This is a genomic window from Xenorhabdus koppenhoeferi (assembly GCF_900116635.1).
Lineage (GTDB): Bacteria > Pseudomonadota > Gammaproteobacteria > Enterobacterales > Enterobacteriaceae > Xenorhabdus > Xenorhabdus koppenhoeferi.
On record NZ_FPBJ01000003.1, the window covers coordinates 21,597 to 39,389 of the forward strand.

14 protein-coding genes are annotated in these 17,793 nt (G+C 43.0%); 3 read left to right on the forward strand and 11 right to left on the reverse strand.

Annotated features, from left to right (window positions below; all coding sequences use genetic code 11):
- The 10 genes from BM329_RS01485 to aspS form a co-directional block, all read right to left on the reverse strand.
- Window positions 1-4,944, reverse strand: a complete 4,944-nt coding sequence (locus tag BM329_RS01485; protein WP_092547866.1) for a type I polyketide synthase — start codon at window positions 4,942-4,944, stop codon at window positions 1-3.
- A gap of 43 nt (window positions 4,945-4,987) precedes the next feature.
- Window positions 4,988-5,950, reverse strand: a complete 963-nt coding sequence (locus BM329_RS01490) for a TauD/TfdA family dioxygenase (protein WP_092547868.1) — start codon at window positions 5,948-5,950, stop codon at window positions 4,988-4,990.
- A 25-nt stretch (window positions 5,951-5,975) separates the two neighbouring features.
- Complete coding sequence (locus BM329_RS01495) at window positions 5,976-7,145, reverse strand: pyridoxal phosphate-dependent aminotransferase (RefSeq protein WP_092547878.1); 1,170 nt, start codon at window positions 7,143-7,145, stop codon at window positions 5,976-5,978.
- Between the two features lie 32 nt (window positions 7,146-7,177).
- On the reverse strand, window positions 7,178-8,356 hold the full coding sequence (gene blsG / locus BM329_RS01500; protein ID WP_092548139.1) for an arginine 2,3-aminomutase: 1,179 nt from the start codon (window positions 8,354-8,356) through the stop codon (window positions 7,178-7,180).
- Window positions 8,357-8,746: 390 nt separating this feature from the next.
- A complete protein-coding gene (gene ruvB, locus BM329_RS01505; RefSeq protein WP_092547881.1) occupies window positions 8,747-9,754 on the reverse strand; it encodes a Holliday junction branch migration DNA helicase RuvB in 1,008 nt (335 codons plus the stop codon).
- A gap of 34 nt (window positions 9,755-9,788) precedes the next feature.
- Window positions 9,789-10,406, reverse strand: a complete 618-nt coding sequence (ruvA, locus tag BM329_RS01510; protein ID WP_092547883.1) for a Holliday junction branch migration protein RuvA — start codon at window positions 10,404-10,406, stop codon at window positions 9,789-9,791.
- Window positions 10,407-10,486: 80 nt separating this feature from the next.
- Window positions 10,487-11,008: a crossover junction endodeoxyribonuclease RuvC gene (gene ruvC / locus BM329_RS01515; RefSeq protein ID WP_092547885.1), complete on the reverse strand. Its 522-nt coding sequence runs from the start codon at window positions 11,006-11,008 to the stop codon at window positions 10,487-10,489.
- 105 nt (window positions 11,009-11,113) lie between these two features.
- A complete protein-coding gene (locus tag BM329_RS01520; protein ID WP_092547887.1) occupies window positions 11,114-11,857 on the reverse strand; it encodes a YebC/PmpR family DNA-binding transcriptional regulator in 744 nt (247 codons plus the stop codon).
- A 93-nt stretch (window positions 11,858-11,950) separates the two neighbouring features.
- A complete protein-coding gene (gene nudB, locus BM329_RS01525) occupies window positions 11,951-12,385 on the reverse strand; it encodes a dihydroneopterin triphosphate diphosphatase (protein ID WP_092547889.1) in 435 nt (144 codons plus the stop codon).
- Window positions 12,385-14,154 carry an aspartate--tRNA ligase gene (aspS, locus tag BM329_RS01530; protein ID WP_092547891.1) on the reverse strand — a complete coding sequence of 590 codons (1,770 nt, stop codon included), beginning with the start codon at window positions 14,152-14,154 and terminating at the stop codon, window positions 12,385-12,387. Before aspS ends, nudB begins: the two co-directional genes overlap by 1 nt.
- A 268-nt stretch (window positions 14,155-14,422) precedes the next feature.
- Here aspS and BM329_RS01535 point away from each other — a divergent pair, with 268 nt between their 5' ends.
- The 3 genes from BM329_RS01535 to cmoB all read left to right on the forward strand — a co-directional run bounded on the left by BM329_RS01535 (window position 14,423) and on the right by cmoB (window position 16,776).
- Window positions 14,423-14,821 (forward strand): MAPEG family protein, encoded by a 399-nt coding sequence (locus BM329_RS01535; RefSeq protein ID WP_092547893.1) that lies wholly within the window; start codon window positions 14,423-14,425, stop codon window positions 14,819-14,821.
- 204 nt (window positions 14,822-15,025) lie between these two features.
- Window positions 15,026-15,808 (forward strand): carboxy-S-adenosyl-L-methionine synthase CmoA, encoded by a 783-nt coding sequence (cmoA, locus tag BM329_RS01540; protein ID WP_092547895.1) that lies wholly within the window; start codon window positions 15,026-15,028, stop codon window positions 15,806-15,808.
- Window positions 15,805-16,776: a tRNA 5-methoxyuridine(34)/uridine 5-oxyacetic acid(34) synthase CmoB gene (gene cmoB / locus BM329_RS01545; RefSeq protein WP_092547897.1), complete on the forward strand. Its 972-nt coding sequence runs from the start codon at window positions 15,805-15,807 to the stop codon at window positions 16,774-16,776. Before cmoA ends, cmoB begins: the two co-directional genes overlap by 4 nt.
- Window positions 16,777-16,894: 118 nt before the next feature.
- On the opposite strand, the gene cutC is transcribed toward cmoB, so the two are convergent.
- Window positions 16,895-17,647, reverse strand: coding sequence for a copper homeostasis protein CutC (cutC, locus tag BM329_RS01550; protein WP_092547899.1), 753 nt, complete (start codon window positions 17,645-17,647; stop codon window positions 16,895-16,897).
- Between the last annotated feature and the right edge of the window lie 146 nt (window positions 17,648-17,793).

The window sequence follows — 17,793 nt, forward strand, 5'->3', positions numbered from 1 at the left end:
TTACATTCCCTTCATAATTTCTGATTGGGCTTGGAAAATCGCGTTCATACAGTCAATTTGTTGCTGCATAATGGCGAGAGGCTCACGAGCAGTCGGGTTTAAATGATCATCAGGTTGTTGTGGCTGTAGCTGGTATTTTAATCTGCTTGATGGCAATACAGCAGCTTCAGTGAACCAATAATCGTCTGTCAGTAATGTTCTGGCCGGCAATAGCGCCGGCTTGAACGTAAACGGTACATACATTGTCAACCAATCTCTTGGTGAACCCGATAAATGCTCACTCGCCAACAACGCGACCAAATCGTCATAATTGAGCTGCTGGCTTGTTGAGGAGGAGCAATATGCTGAAGCAAAGCGATGTTGCGGAGCTTCATCAAGCAATGTGCCCAGCATACTTTTAGGGCCAATCTCAATTATTTTCAGCCCTGTCATGGCGGTTAATTTCTCTAGATTACTGCGGAACAGTACTCGTCCTAACATATGCTGTTGCCAATATTCAATTGTGGCGAAACAGTCTGTTTCCGGCTGGCCCGTCAGATTGGATAAAATAGGTATCTCTGCCACCTGAAGAGGAATCCCTGCGAGAAACTGACCAAATTCCTGAGCCGCGTTGTTCATCATGGGAGAATGGAATGCCCGATTGGTATTGATAAAGCGAACATGGAAACCAGATTGTTCCAGTTGCTGCTGAAAATGCTCAAGCGCACTACGCGGGCCACTAATAATTGTATTAGTTTCACTGTTTTCGGCTGCAATAGTCAGATCACTGAGCCATTCTGTTGCAATAAACCCACTAACTTGCTCCGCCGAGCCGTTCACCATCATCATGGCACCTCGGGGATCGCTCATTTCCATCAGTTGAGCTCGTTTAATGATGATCCTCAACCCTTCCTTCAGTGAAAATACATTAGCGACACAAGCGGCGACATACTCACCAAGACTATGACCAAGCAGAATATCGACACGCCCGATAGCAGGACGCAAACATTGGTACAAGGCATATTCGAAAGCAAACAAAATTACCTGAGCAAACTCGGTACGGTGGATTGTTTGTTCATCCACTGAGTCCGTCAGGAGTTTTTTTACTTCCACTTTAACTTGACCGGTTTCATGGGCAATTTCAGAACACAATTGGTCAATGTGATCAAGCCAGCGTGCAAATGGCATATGATGACGATACAACTGTTCCGCCATTGCTACCGATTGAGTTCCCTGTCCGGCAAAAACCAACGCCAGTGTTGTCGCCGGATTTTCACTGGCTTCACTGGCACGATAGCCAATAACTTCTCCTCTGGCCATTGCCGATAGCTGCTCAATCAATTGTTCAGCACTATTGACACCCAACGTACAAACAACCGGTAACACCGTACGCTGCGCCAGCGCCTGACAAAAGTGTGTCAGTACAAATTGTTGCTGTCTCACCTGCTGCTGCACATGAACCAATAAACCAGCGGCTACAGCCTGCAAATGCGCTTGATCGCATCCACTCAAAACACAAGGCAACGTTTCATCTGTTTGTTCTGTACTTATTTTCTCTGTATGAGAAAGACCATCATAAGGAAGCACGTTTCTATTTTCACTTTTAATGACAACATGTGCTCCAGTGCCACCCATACCAAAAGCACTGACAGCCAAACACGTTTTTTCAGCACTCAATGGCTGCCTAATCGTCGGGATTTCCAGTTGGCCTTCAGTCAACGAGATCCGAGGATTAAGCTGCTTAAATGTGGCTACTGGCGGCGCTATTCTGTACTTATCAATTAGCAGTAATTTGATCAATCCGGTTATACCTGCTGCGGCTTCAAGGTGACCGATATTGGCTTTGACCGCGCCGAGATAACAGGGATTCTTCATTTTTTCGTCACGAAAACAGGCGCTAATCCCAGACAGTTCGATAGGATCACCCAAGCGCGTGCCGGTGCCATGTGTTTCGATATAAGCGATATCACTCGCCTTTATACCTGCATTCGCCCAACACTGCTCCAGCAATCTTTGCTGGGAAAGCGGGTCTGGTGCCGTTATACCGTTACTGCGGCCACCATGATAAACTTCGGAAGCCAACAGAGTTGCTTTGACATCATTTCGATCACGAATAGCCAGATCATGACGTTTAAGGATCACCACTCCAGCACCCTCCCCCAAAACCGTTCCGTTCGCCTCGGCATCAAAAGGGCGGCATATCCCATCACAGGATAATACTTCCAATTGATGCATTTCCCTGAAATGGGCCATATCCAATTGCAGATGTACACCTCCTACAATGGCCGTATCACACTCACCTCTTTCAATACTCAGACGCGCCTGGTGCAATGCCACCAATGATGATGAACACAATGTATCGACAATTAACGAAGGCCCCCTTAAATCCAGGAAATACGACAATCGATTGGCGCACACACTATTCTGATTGTTGATTGCGCTGCTTGGATAACCTTTTTCCCCTGTCTCGGTTTGATAATCATGCAACAATTGCCGATAACCATTTTGGCTGATGCCGATAAATACACCTGTTCGGCTTGCTTTCAAATCATTCAGGCTCAGGTTGGCATGTTCAATAGCCTCCCATGCCACCATCAACAATAATCTGTGCTGAGGATCCATCAATCGGGCATCCTTCGGGTTGATTTGAAAGAAGCTATGATTGAATTGGCTGATACCGTCACAAAATGCCCCGCTTAATGGGATGCCTTCAGCGGCAAACTCCGCCAGCAACGGAGCCATAAAGGAGCGTTCTTCTGGACAACGATCAAACATGTTTTTTCCGGCGAGTAAGTTTTCCCATAGCTGTTCACCGTTTTCTGCGCCGGGAAAACGTCCGGCATAGCCAATAATGGCAATATCTGCATGATATTTTCCCAAAGGCAACTGGCCGACGGGATCCGCAAGATCAGAAACATTTTCTGCCATTCGCAGCCCGAGCTTTTGCCAAAGCTGATGGATTGATGAACTGGAAAACAACTCAATTTCTGTAACGGGTTGACCGAAAAACTGGCTTAGGCTCTCTGCCAATTGAACTATCGTCAATGAATTGTAGCCAAAGTCGAATAAAGATCGTTGGGCATCATCATCTGACCATTTTTGGTCTCTGATCTGGCTAATAATGTGAACGAAGGTTTCCCAGCTAAGGGATTCTGTCGGCAGAATGTCCTGAGATAACACTGACGAAATAAGATGATTTGCTGAAATTTTCAGAAATGAGTGACATGCCGGATTAACGTGGAAAGGTATCCCGGTATCATATAGCGCACTCATTACAACATGATAATTTTCGCGTACAGTACGCTGTGATACCTTAAATGACGGAGTAACTTCTCCCTTTTCCATAGACAATGGTGTTTCGGTCAGTGCAACTGCAACCAACTTATGGGAGGCTTCCGTCATCTGATGATTATGTTGTTGCAATACCTGCAAGACATGTTCCTGCAAACGTGACGAATGCTGAAATTCACACTCCTCATTGAACCGCTGACGGCGAAGTTCAGGATTGATAAACAATAATGCAGTGGCGTATGGGCGTTGTTCAATTTCAACAATGACGTGACTGATAATATCCGTCTTTTCAAACAGGCTCTGTTCAATCACATCGCAAGAAACCTTTTCACCATTGGACAATTTTTTGACTGAATCCAACCGCCCCAAGAGTACCAGTTCTCCCTGGATTATTTTGCCGAGATCGCCCGTTCTGAACCATTGTTGTTTGAAGCTGCGCTGAGTCGCGGCTTCATCCGCATAATAACCCAGCATAATATTCGGCCCTTTTGCCAGAATTTCCCCGGTGTCTTCATCAATGCGGAGAGTGACATCCGGTAAAGGATAGCCTACGCTGTTGGTAACCCGGCAGTTTTCCCCCGTAAGCGTCAAACACGGGCTTGTTTCCGTCAGCCCCCATCCTTCAACAACCTGAATATCACAAAGGTTGAAATAATCTTCAACCTCCGCAGGCAATTTGGATGCAGCCGAAAAAATCATTTGCAATGAAGGAACCACTGCGCGGTAAAAATCGGCGGACTGTTTCATTTTATTGGCAACCACCGTCAGTATTTTAGGCACACTAAAAAATCGAGTGGGTTTCAACTGACTCAGATTACTGCACAATTGAGCAACATCCATACCCCGGCTGTTATCAATATGCAGCACCGCCTGACTAAACAGGGCCGTGTATTTTTCAAATAATCCGCCAAAACTATGATGCCACGGTAGATAACTGAGAAAAGACTGCGGGCCATCAAAATGCCATAATGTTTCTAAAGCGCGTTGCTGTGAAAGAATATTGGCCTGACTCAGCAGCACACCTTTGGGCTTTCCACTGGAGCCTGAAGTAAACATTAAACAGAACGCTTGTTCAGCCTGAGCTGCCTGCAAATCTGTCACAAGCAAGTTGATTAACCCAGCCTCCATTCCTTCATGGCTGACCGCTGTCTCCAGAGTAGATTGACAGGTGTCACTATCAACGGTGGCAAAATCAGTAAAAACGTCGGAAACCTCCAAGGTTATAACATTCCATAAAGGATGTTGCGGTAAGGATTGAGCCTGATCGGCGGTTTCTGTAATAACCACAACGGGTTCTGACAACGACAGGCAATAATCAATCATTTCCGCCGAATAATTAGCATACAGTGGCGTATAAATCGCGCCTTTAATCTGACAGGCAAGTTCAATCGCTAATAATTCCCAGCGATTCTGTGAAATTGTCACCACCCGTTGACCACGAACAACCTTCAGTTCGCATAAACAGCGATAAACATGAACAATGCTGCGCAGTAATTGGCGCCAACTTAACTGACGCCCAGCCTGCATATCGTGAAACCGGATGGAATCAACATTATTGAGTGCTTTTTTCAGTAATACCAAAATAAGAATATTATCTGTGTCAAGCCCCCGAAGACAGGTTTGCCATTGCTCAACAAAGCGATCATTTCCTGTATTTTTATCTTTTTTAAGCATTGCATTAAACCAAATAAAAAGAATTAAACAAATACATTACTATTTAAGGCAATACATTAATGCGACCGGGTAACATCATATGTTTGAAATCACGTAATCTTGTTAATATTTGAGTGCGTTTCAACCAGCGATCAGTGCCATCATATTTAGGTTGATACGCCTTGCGGCCGTGAGCACAGCGGTAATTATCAATAAAAGCAATTTCTCCGGGACTTAAGACCAAATCAAATACGGTCGCCTCAGTTAAGGTTTCCAATTCGTTCACAGCCTCACGCTCTTCATTATTCAAGGCATCTTTATCCAGATAAAGTGGGTCATAACGCATATGGATATGATTGCCACTGCCCGTAAGAATGGGACAAATGGTATAATTTTCATCGCGCTCTTCTTTCGACAGACAAGGTCTATCATTAAAAATACGGAATTTATTTTTTTTGAGGATAGTGACGGTTTTCTCACTAAGTTTGGAAAAATTGGGTACTGATACACAGGTCGGAATACGATAATTGTTGCGGATACACATAAAACCAAGATAATCCGCACGATAATCCAACGAAGTATCTTCAGTGTGTAATAATAAATTTACCGCACCAGTACCCAATTGTTTATTGGCATCCTGTTTGATGGGGAATATTTCCTGAACCAACTTACCTTCTTGTAAGTCAGAAAAACCAACCACATCACCACATAAGCTCGACATCAAACAACAATAATAATCATAGTGGCTATTCGTATTGTAAACATCCTTCCAATGATTTGGTGTTGCACCCATTGTCTCTGACATATCAGGGTACCCCTTGATGATCACCAAAGGATAATCCTGATAACGGAATTTCTTTAATTCAATGCGCAATCGAGCGGGTAAGGACTCTACCCATTCTGGCAAAACACTGACAAAATCGTGATCATCGGTAGAGTGATAACGTGCTTGCAGTTTCCCGATAAGTGACTGAATCTCATCCACTTCTGATATTGATAATTCAATTGAATATACAAATGGGTTCATTGTTATTAATCCTCATTGCCATAAATTACCGTAATGCAGCCGCGATCCTTTCGAATCCCCGTTCAATTGCCTCCATCGACGCAGCAAAAGAAATACGTAGATGTCCATGATAAAGACAGGCTTCTGAGGGGATCAGAGCAACCCCGGCCTGAGTAAGCAGGTATTCACATAATTGAGTGGTGTTTCGACAACGTTCATCAAGGTATTTTTCGACATTTGGGAATAGATAAAATGCACCATTGGGTCGCTCACATTCAAAAAGTTCTCGAGCATACTGGTATGATAAATCCCGTCGTTGTTTAAGTAGTTCTAACCGTTCTTGATATAAATCTGCCGGCATTTCAAGTGCTGCAATAGCACCGTACTGAGAAAAAGTGCAAACATTATCCGTCATATGGCCGTGCAAATCAGATATCCGGCTGATTAATTCAGGATGAGCAACCGCATAGCCAACACGGTATCCCGTCATAGCAAAACTTTTGGAAAATGTTTGTACCGTTATAATGTATTCGTTATCGTCAATTGCAGCTAAGCTATGATGCTCAGTATCAAATACAATTTGTTCATAAGCTTCATCAGATAACACGAAAATCTGTTTTCCTTTGACAGATTGACACAATTTCTGCAATGCTGATTTCGAGTAAACAGCTCCAGTTGGATTATTCGGTGTATTGACAATAATTAGTTTTGTTTTGTCCGTTATTGCCTGTTCAATTTTTTCTACATTCAGATCCACACCAATATTTTCAATTAAAATCGCTTTCCCACCAGCTAATTTTACAGCTTCAAAATATGTGGCCCAACAAGGAACAGGAATAATTACCTCATCACCAGAATTAATTAATGAATGGATTATCTCATAAATAACTTGCTTTGATCCATTAGTGACAATAATATTTTCAGGCGTTGCTTTTATTTTATTATCTTCTAATATTTTTCGGCAAATTTCCTCTTTTAATCTTGGTTCACCATTAAGCCAACTATAACGGGTTTTACCTTCAAGTAATGCACGAATAGTTTCATTTATAATTGTAGTATCCGTACTAAAATCTAGCTCACCTTCATTTAACCCAATAATATCATGGCCTTCATTTTTTAATTTAGTGACAATATCAGCCAGCCCTACAGTGACTGAAGCATTAATATTTTTTGATCTATCCGAAATACGCGATAAGAAATTTCTATCGTTTATCATTATAAATATCTCTGTTTATCAAAATGTGAATACTACTCGATATTTTTAGAGGGAATTATTTTTTCATTATTATGCTTATCAGCTAAGTGGTCAAATACGGAAGGAGGTTTGATATATTCGGTAATATCTAAATTTTCTTTTTTATAATTCCTAGCAATAATATTACCATCTTCGTGAGCAGTGATATATTCCCGATTAACAGCCAATTTACCTAATGTCGTTGTCACAACATATTGCGGTACACTAAAACCAGTTTCAAAACCTATCATCGCATCCATAATTTCCTTCCCTTTCTCCAGGGTCGTCATGAAATGGGAAACACCTGATACGTTATCGCAATGATATAAATAATAAGGACGAACCCTGATTCTCAAAAGTGCCTTAAGCAAGGATCGCATTGTTTCCACATCATCATTGATGCCTTTTAACAAAACAGACTGATTCTGTACTGGGATACCATGCCGTAGCAACCGATCACAGGCCCTGGCCGCTTCTTTAGTAACTTCTTTAGGATGATTGAAATGTGTATTCAGCCAGATTGGATGATATTTTTCCAGCATCTGGCAAAATTTTTCTGTTATTCGCTGGGGAGCAAATACGGGATAACGGGTTCCAATACGGATGATATTAATATGACTGATACTTCTCAACCGTTTAATAATAGCTTCAAGAAATTTATCATAATGAATTAGAGGATCACCACCCGTAAGGAGAACATCGTCAATTTCGGGATGACTCTCAATATAAGCGAAATCTTCTTCATATGATGCGGCGAGATCTGAACCAAAATAGGTGCCATTAACATCTGTTGTATGAAACTTACGTGTACAATGCCGACAATAAACAGGACAAGTATCGGAAACCAGTAAAACAATTCTGTTTGGGTATTTATGGATAACTCTGGCTGTCTTAAGATTAGAAGTATCCCCTACCGGATCATTATCAGAGTTTACCTCGGTTCTCATTTCACTTAAATGAGGAATTGTTTGTAATCGAATTGGACAATTAGCATCATACTTATCCATCAGAGATGCATAATAAGGTGTACTCTGCCATAAGTACTTTCCTTTAACAGCTTCAATGGCTTTCTTTTCATCATCCGTTAACTCAATCCATTTTTCTAAACCTTCAGACGTTTTAATTAAGTTACGCAACTGAAATTTAGGATCATTCCACTCCTCATGACTGAACGATTCTTTACTTAAAAACATATCATCTTCCTCATATGCTTCTGAACACTGTTTCAGTGTCGGTTCTGAACGTATAATCACAAATTGCACATTGATTCATAGGAAGACATGATACTGTGTACTTTAATCATCTCTTAGTCAATGTAAGGATAGAAGTTATAATGGTAAAAAATAATAATGTAAATAAACCACATAGCTTTTACATATTTAAAATAAATCCATCCATTAAAAATAAAAATTATTCTAAAAAATAAACAGTCATACAAAAAATATAATCCACTTAAAAAGATTAAACAGAAAATTTAAAAGAATATTATATTTTAACATTGACCTCCTATCGGAAGAAATTTACATAATAGCTACCAGCCAGCACTTCAAAGAACTGAACTGGTATATTGCCGTGGTGATGGCTTATTCGCCCTCTTTACTTAACCGAAAATGTCGGTAAGCATGATTGGTTGCAATTCGCCCTCTTGGTGTGCGTTGAATAAATCCTTGTTGGATCAAGAAAGGCTCTAAAACATCTTCTATGGTTTCTCTTTCTTCACCAATCGCCGCCGCCAAGTTATCCACCCCAACGGGACCGCCCATAAACTTATCAATTATGGCAATCAACAATTTACGGTCAAGATAATCAAACCCTGCCGAATCCACATTCAGCATATCAAGAGCCTGAGCCGCAATATCGTTATTCACAGTTCCATCGCCCTTGACCTGAGCAAAATCACGTACACGGCGTAATAAGCGGTTGGTTATACGGGGAGTACCCCGTGAACGCATTGCGATTTGTCTTGCTCCATTGTCCGAGACACTCAACCCCATATAATGGGCGCTTCGGGAAACAATACTCTGTAAATCATCAACATTGTAAAACTCAAGACGTTGCACAATGCCGAATCGATCACGCAGTGGTGAAGTTAAGGAACCGGCACGGGTCGTTGCACCAATCAGTGTGAACGGAGGAAGATCAATCTTAATCGAACGGGCAGCCGGCCCTTCCCCAATCATGATATCCAATTGGTAATCTTCCATTGCGGGATAGAGAATCTCTTCAACAACCGGCGATAAACGGTGGATTTCATCAATGAATAGAACATCGTGAGGTTCCAGGTTGGTCAGCATGGCAGCGAGATCCCCCGCCTTTTCCAGCACCGGGCCAGATGTTGTGCGGAGATTTACGCCCATTTCATTCGCTACGATATTTGCCAATGTGGTTTTGCCCAATCCAGGGGGACCAAAAATCAATAAATGATCCAGTGCATCCCCACGTTGCCGCGCCGCCTGAATAAAAATTTCCATCTGCTCACAAACATGAGGCTGCCCAACATATTCAGATAGAAATTTTGGCCGAATAGCGCGATCAATGGCTTCATCATCTTGCAGAACTTCTGCTGAAACCAGACGGTCAGCTTCAATCATCACTTAACTCCTGCGATTATAGAACTGCACGAGATTATAGAACTGCACGAAGCGCTTCACGAATTAGCGTTTCACAATCTGCACCCGGTTTAGCCACTTTACTCACCATCCGGCTGGCTTCTTGCGGTTTGTATCCCAGAGAAACTAGTGCTGCGGAAGCTTCTGCTTCAATATCAGCATCAGAATTCGCTTGTCTGGTAGCAGCAGGCAAACTAATGTCACTACTTTGACTAAACAGATCGCCATTAAGCCCTTTAAAGCGATCTTTCATTTCGACCACCAACCTTTCAGCGGTTTTTTTACCCACTCCCGGTAATTTAACCAATGAAGCAATAGCTTCCTGTTCAATAGCCGTAACAAATTGCTGGGCAGACATGCCTGACAAAATGGCCAGAGCCAATTTCGGCCCAACACCATTTACTTTAATTAATTCACGAAAAAGAGCGCGTTCTTGTTTGTCATTAAAGCCGTATAATAACTGGGCATCTTCACGCACAATAAATTGCGTAAATAAAATAGCTTCTTGACCAATTTCAGGCAGTTCATAAAAACAGGTCATTGGCATATGAACTTCATAACCGACACCATTCGTTTCCAGTAACACCAATGGTGGCTGTTTTTCCAACACGGTTCCTCTCAAACGCCCTATCACTGTTTACCCCCTGAAAATGAAAAATAAATCGTTCCGCTAGCTTATAGCACAAAAAATGCTGGACGTATATCCAGCCTCGTTTATTTCAGACGGCCCCTCGTTAAATTTAATCGCACATCCCCGACCTGCAGCAAATTTTGACTGAGATGGCAATGTGTAATCGCGATAGCCAACGCGTCAGCAGCATCGGCCTGAGGGTTAGCAGACAATTTCAACATCGAACGAACCATATGCTGGATCTGACTTTTTTCGGCTGCTCCTGTCCCCACTACGGTTTGTTTAACCTGACGAGCAGCATATTCAAATACGGGAATAGATTGGTTTGCGGCGGCGACAATGGCGACACCACGCGCCTGCCCCAATTTCAAAGCTGAATCTGGGTTTTTTGCCATAAAAACCTGCTCGATTGCAAAGGCACCGGGCTGAAATTGTGTGATGATTTCGGTGATACCGGCATAGATCCTTTGTAAACGACTGGGTAAATCATCGACTTTTGTTCTAATACAGCCACTGCCAAGATAGATAAGTTGCCGCCCCTGCTGACGGATAACGCCATACCCTGTGACTCTGGAACCGGGGTCAATACCAAGAATAATCGCCATATCGAACTATTCGCCTGGATGTATGCCTATGATATGGGATAAAACGTTAGAGAAAGTACTCTGATATTAGAAGCACTTTCTCTACGCTGTGAACCCTGAAATTAATTACAGCAGTGCTGCAATTTCATCAGAGATTTCACCATTATGATAAACTTCTTGAACATCGTCAGAATCTTCAAGCATATCGATCAGACGCAGTAATTTAGGTGCAGTTTCTGCATCCAATTCTGCTTTGGTGGATGGGATCATAGATACTTCTGCACAATCCGATTTGAAACCCGCTGCATCCAGTGCATCCTTCACGTCACCAAAAGTTTCTGGTGTAGTATAGACGTCAATCGCACCATCATCATAAGTTTCAACATCATCAGCACCCACTTCCAATGCTGCTTCCATCACCCTATCTTCATCCAGGCCCGGAGCATAGGAAATCACCCCTTTTTTGGTGAACAAATAAGAAACAGAACCATCTGTACCCAAGTTACCGCCGGTTTTGGTGAACGCATGACGAACTTCAGAAACAGTGCGATTGCGGTTATCACTCAGACACTCCACCATCACCGCTGTACCACCCGGGCCATAGCCTTCATAAATGATGGTTTCCATGTTATCTGCATCATCGCTGCCAACACCACGGGCAATCGCGCGATTTAAGGTATCGCGAGTCATGTTATTAGACAGTGCCTTATCAATGGCGGCACGCAAACGTGGGTTAGAAGTTGGATCTCCACCCCCCAGACGCGCAGCCGTCACCAATTCACGGATAATTTTGGTAAAAATCTTACCGCGTTTTGCATCCTGTGCTGCTTTGCGGTGTTTCGTATTGGCCCATTTACTATGACCTGCCATGAAAATATCTCCGATAAAACGTCTATACCCATCATTTTTCAAATTGCAGCTTAGTAGATAGACTGCACCTTAAAATTTATTGGAAACAATAGACTAAATAACAAATTCTTCAATTGCCTGCCGATTGCTCCATGACTTGGTCAATTCAGCAGCTTCTTCAGCCACCAGCCATTGATAAGCCAGATGTTCAGTCAGCAGGATCATTCGCTCTTCTGGTAACGCCAGCGAGAACCAATGTTCTTTATTACGTGTCACTCCTGATGCATATCTATGTCTTAAGTGCGGGAAAATCTCATAATAGAGACTGCGTTGGCAGTCTATCAGCTCAAGATTTTCCTTAGTAATATCAATGCCAATCTCTTCCTGAACTTCACGCAACGCCGCTTGCAACGGTTTTTCTCCCTCTTCAAGGCTACCTGTTACGGACTGCCAGAATTCGGGATCATCACGTCGCTGTAACATCAGCACCCTTTTGCTGTCAACAGCGTAAATCATAACCAATACAGATTCAGGGCACTTATAAGCCATTATTCGCTCTCTTTTTTAACAACTGAAATAGCCAGTTCTTCCAGTGATGCCGGATTTGCGAAACTTGGCGCATCAGTCATCAGACATGCCGCTGCTGTTGTTTTCGGGAAAGCGATTACATCACGGATATTATCGGTACTGGTCAACAACATGACGAGACGATCCAGACCGAAAGCCAAACCTGCATGTGGAGGTGTGCCATATTTCAGGGCATTCAGCAAGAAACCGAATTTTTCCTGTTGCTCCTGCTCGTTGATACCCAGAATTCGGAATACTGTCTGCTGCATTTCATTGCGATGAATACGAACAGAGCCACCACCTACTTCGTAGCCATTGATAACCATATCATAAGCGTTCGCAATAGCTGATTCTGGGTTGTTTTCCAATTCAGGGGCCGACATATCACACGGAGATGTAAATGGGTGGTGCATTGCCGTCAAACCACCTTCTCCATTGTCTTCAAACATTGGAAAATCAACGACCCAGAGTGGTTTCCAACTTGCCAGATCTGTAATGTTCAGATCACGACCCAGTTTCAGACGCAATGCGCCCATTGCATCGGTAACCACATTTTTCTTGTCAGCACCGAAGAACAGAATATCTCCATCCTGTGCATTTGTGCGGGACAATAAACCTTCAACCACCTCAGCGGACAGGAATTTGGCAACCGGGCTTTGTACTCCTTCCAGACCGAGAGCACGGTTGTTAACTTTCATCCATGCCAGCCCTTTCGCACCATAGATACCAACAAATTTGCCATATTCATCAATCTGCTTACGGCTTAATTCTGCACCACCCGGAACACAAATGGTGGCGACGCGGCCTTTTGGATTGTTTGCCGGTTCTGCGAAAACAGAAAACTCAACATCTTTAACCAGATCTGCAACATCCACCAGTTCCAATGGGTTACGCAGGTCTGGTTTATCCGAACCGAAGCGACGTATGGCCTCTTCGAATGTCATGATTGGGAAATTTCCCAAATCAACACCCCGCACTTCCTGCCACAGTTCACAGATCATTTTTTCCATAATTTTGCGAACTTGTTCGGCCGTCATAAACGAGGTTTCGATGTCGATTTGAGTGAATTCTGGTTGACGATCTGCACGCAGGTCTTCATCACGGAAACATTTCACAATCTGGTAATAACGGTCAAAACCGGACATCATCAGTAATTGTTTGAAAAGCTGCGGAGACTGCGGCAATGCATAAAACTCACCTTTATGGACACGGCTTGGCACTAAATAGTCACGGGCACCTTCTGGTGTTGCCTTGGTCAGCATTGGCGTTTCTACATCAAGGAAACCGGCATCATCCATGAAACGACGGACAAAACTGGTGATTTTTGCCCTAGTCTTCAAACGCTGTGACATTTCTGGACGACGCAGGTCGAGATAGCGATACTTCAGACGCTGTTCTTCGCTGTTGTTTTGATTGCTATCCAGTGGCAATGGCTCTGAGCGATTGAAAATCGTCAGATTTTCCGCGAAAATTTCAACTTCGCCAGTTGCCATTTCTTTATTGATTTGGCTATCAGGACGTGCACGCACAATCCCGGTAATTTGAATACAAAATTCATTACGCAGTTCAGAAGCCTGAGCAAAGGCCTCTTTTTGGTCTGGGTCAAAGAATACCTGAACGATACCTTCACGATCTCGCATATCAATAAAGATCAAACCACCCAAATCACGACGACGGTTTACCCACCCACAAAGGGTCACTTTTTGGCCTTCATGGGATCGGCTCAACTGCCCACAATAATTAGTACGCATACAATATCCTTTTACTCAGCTCGTTATGCTTTCTGCTGCGGAAATTTTGGCATTGTTCTTTTTAGGAAGAATTGTCAAAAAAAGGCAGACATTATACTGGAAATTCTGACCGGAGATAAGGCTATAACATCGTTCTTACTAAGACAATTTTTTGCTACCAGATAACATTCATCGCATTTATTATTAAATACTATGATTTATAGCGACAGTTTTCTTTTTGAGGTTTATCATCATCTGGCCGTTTTTGGATTAGGCAATGGAGTTAAAAATGGTTAGCTCGCTTTATATTGTATTGGGCGCACTATTATTGATTAAGCTGTCTCTGGATGTAGTCAAATTAAGAACGCAATATCGGATAGCCTATGGTGATGGCGGTTTTTACGAATTGCAAACAGCCATCCGGGTTCATGGTAATGCTGTTGAATATATCCCAATTTCAATGCTGTTATTGATCATGATGGAGATGAATGGAGCAGCCGTCTGGATGCTACATATTTGTGGATTGGTGCTGCTTTCAGGTAGAGTTTTGCACTGCTTTGGCCTGCGTCATCGCGAAATACACTGGCGGCGTATGGGCATGGCCGCAACATATATCTCAATGATAATAATGATTATCACCAACATTTATTATTTGCCGTGGGAGCAAATCTTCTCTCTATATTCCTAATACCTGGCTCACCATATATGCACCTGTATCTCATTGATTCCAGATAAAGTGTATAAGCCATACATATCAATGCCAACCTATCATTACCCAAGGCGGTATTACTGCCGCCAGTGGGTTTCTGCTGATCCCTTCTTTCTGTCCTTTTCTGCATCCTGCATTCTGCTAGAATAGCCACTTCTTATTGTTTCCAAAATCAATGCTGTTATGTCAAATCAAGATCCTCATAATCAACGGGATAGCCTGTTATCCACTCCCATTGCCAATTTAGGTGACTGGAGTTTCGGCGAACGTGTAGCCGAAGTCTTTCCTGATATGGTGAAACGCTCCATTCCCGGTTATTCCAATATCATTTCCATGATAGGTATGCTGGCAGATCGTTTTGTCACGCCAAACAGTCAAATTTATGATCTCGGCTGTTCACTTGGTGCAGCCACGTTATCTATCCGCCGTGCTATCAGTACCAATGATAATCCAGACAGCCATACAAATGGTTGCCGTATTATCGCAGTCGATAATTCGCCGGCAATGATAGAACGTTGCCGCCGTCATATTGACTCTTTCAAGGCCAGAATCCCCGTTGAGGTAATCGAACAAAACATTCTTGATACCGACATTAAAAATGCATCCGTAGTTGTGCTGAATTTCACATTACAATTCTTGCATCCTGATGATCGCCAAAAAATGTTGGATAATATTTATGCAGGATTAAAGCCCGGAGGTGTTCTGGTTCTGTCTGAAAAATTTAATTTTGAAGATGAGCACATTGGCGAATTACTGTTCAATATGCATTATGATTTCAAACGAGCCAACGGTTACAGCGAACTGGAGGTCAGTCAAAAACGCAGTATGCTGGAAAACGTTATGCGGACAGATTCCGTTGAAACCCATAAAGCACGTCTCAAAAAAGCCGGATTCCAGCATGTTGAAGTCTGGTTCCAATGCTTTAATTTTGGTTCATTACTGGCAATAAAAGGGACTGAACAATGATCGATTTCGGTAACTTTTATCAATTGATTGCCAAAAACCACCTGAATCATTGGCTGGAATGTCTGCCTGCACAATTAAACCATTGGCAAAAAGCTTCATTGCACGGTCAGTTCAGTTCATGGATAAAAGTGCTAGAAAGATTGCCTGAAATTAAACCGACTCAGATCGATCTGAAAAATGGTGTCATCGCTCTCCATGAACCAGAACTGGCAAACGGTGAAAAAGCCCGTATTCACAATGTCCTGAAAATATTTATGCCCTGGCGTAAAGGGCCTTTTTCTCTGTATGGCGTTGAAATTGATACCGAATGGCGCTCTGATTTGAAATGGGATCGGGTCCTGCCCCATATTTCACCTTTAAAAGACAAAACTGTACTTGATGTCGGCTGTGGCAGCGGCTACCACATGTGGCGCATGGTGGGTGAAGGTGCACAGTTAGTTGTTGGCATCGATCCAACCCAACTCTTTCTTTGTCAATTTGAAGCCGTCAGAAAATTGCTGGGTAATGACCAACGCGCACATCTTCTGCCCTTGGGTATTGAACAATTACCGGAACTAAAAGCCTTTGATACTGTATTTTCAATGGGAGTGCTCTATCATCGCCGTTCTCCACTCGATCACCTATGGCAACTGAAAAACCAACTACTCTCCGGTGGTGAACTCATTTTAGAAAGTTTAGTGATCGAAGGTGATGAATACCAATGCCTCATTCCCGGTGAGCGTTATGCACAAATGCGGAATGTCTACTTTATTCCATCAGCTCAAATGCTGAAAATCTGGTTGGAAAAATGTGGTTTTGTAGATGTAAGGATTGTCGATCAGGCGCTCACGACACCAGATGAACAACGTCAGACAGAATGGATGAAAACTGAATCGCTAACTGATTTCCTTGACCCTGACGATCAGAATAAAACAGTTGAAGGCTACCCTGCGCCACTGCGTGCTGTCCTTATTGCCCGCAAGCCATGATACCATGATATTGATTGTGAACTGCCCATTTTGGCAGTTCACATCCTCAGGAACTACCCCAAATAAAACCGTATCCCGTAGTCCTCAAACTACAGCCTGAAAACGAACGGGATAAATGCTATCTTTTCCGTTGAATTAAGCTAATCACTCCCTTCATAGACTCAACTAGCTGACCATCAACACAATAGTGAGAATATTCATCGACATCGCAATCATCTGAACTCATCGTTACCCCAGCTTTCCGGTATTTCATCGAAGAAGGCTTAAGTTGACCTGCCGAACTGTGAACTTCCGTCATACCAAATTCCAGAAATTTACTGACGTTACTTACCCTGACTCCCGCACCCGGCATAATAATGGGTCCCTGACTGGCTTGAACTAGCTCTTTTAACAGGGGTAACCCCATTTCAGCATTTTGCTGCTGGCCTGAAGTTAAAATACGCTTTACACCGAGTTCAGTCAGTTGTTCCAGAGCGACATGTGGATCAAAGCACATATCAAAAGCCCGATGAAAAGTAACCTCCATATTCCCTGACAACGACATCAATTGTCTCATCCGAAGTCGATCGATATGGCCCACTTCATTCAAAACACCAAAAACAACGCCCGGGAATCCCATATCCCGGAGATAGGCGACATCATTTTTCATGACTTCAAAATCAATGTTGTTGTAACAGAAATCGCCCCATCTTGGCCGCACAATCGGATGTACAGGAATAGATATCTGCTGTATAGCTTGCCGCAATGCTCCTGAGCTAGGGGTCAAACCACCTTCCGGCGGGCTTGCACACAATTCAATGCGATCAGCGCCTGCTTTTTGCGCAATCAAAGCACAATTTACGCTGTAACAGCAAATTTCCAGCTTTATCATTAAAAGCCCCTCATTTCATTATAGCTTCGCAATAGACCATTTATACCCTTCCTTTTTTAAACGGCTGATTTATTGCCCCTTATTGATTGGCTATTCTGCAACTCGAGATCTTATTGGTTGTTCCAATTCAAACAAACAGATTGGCC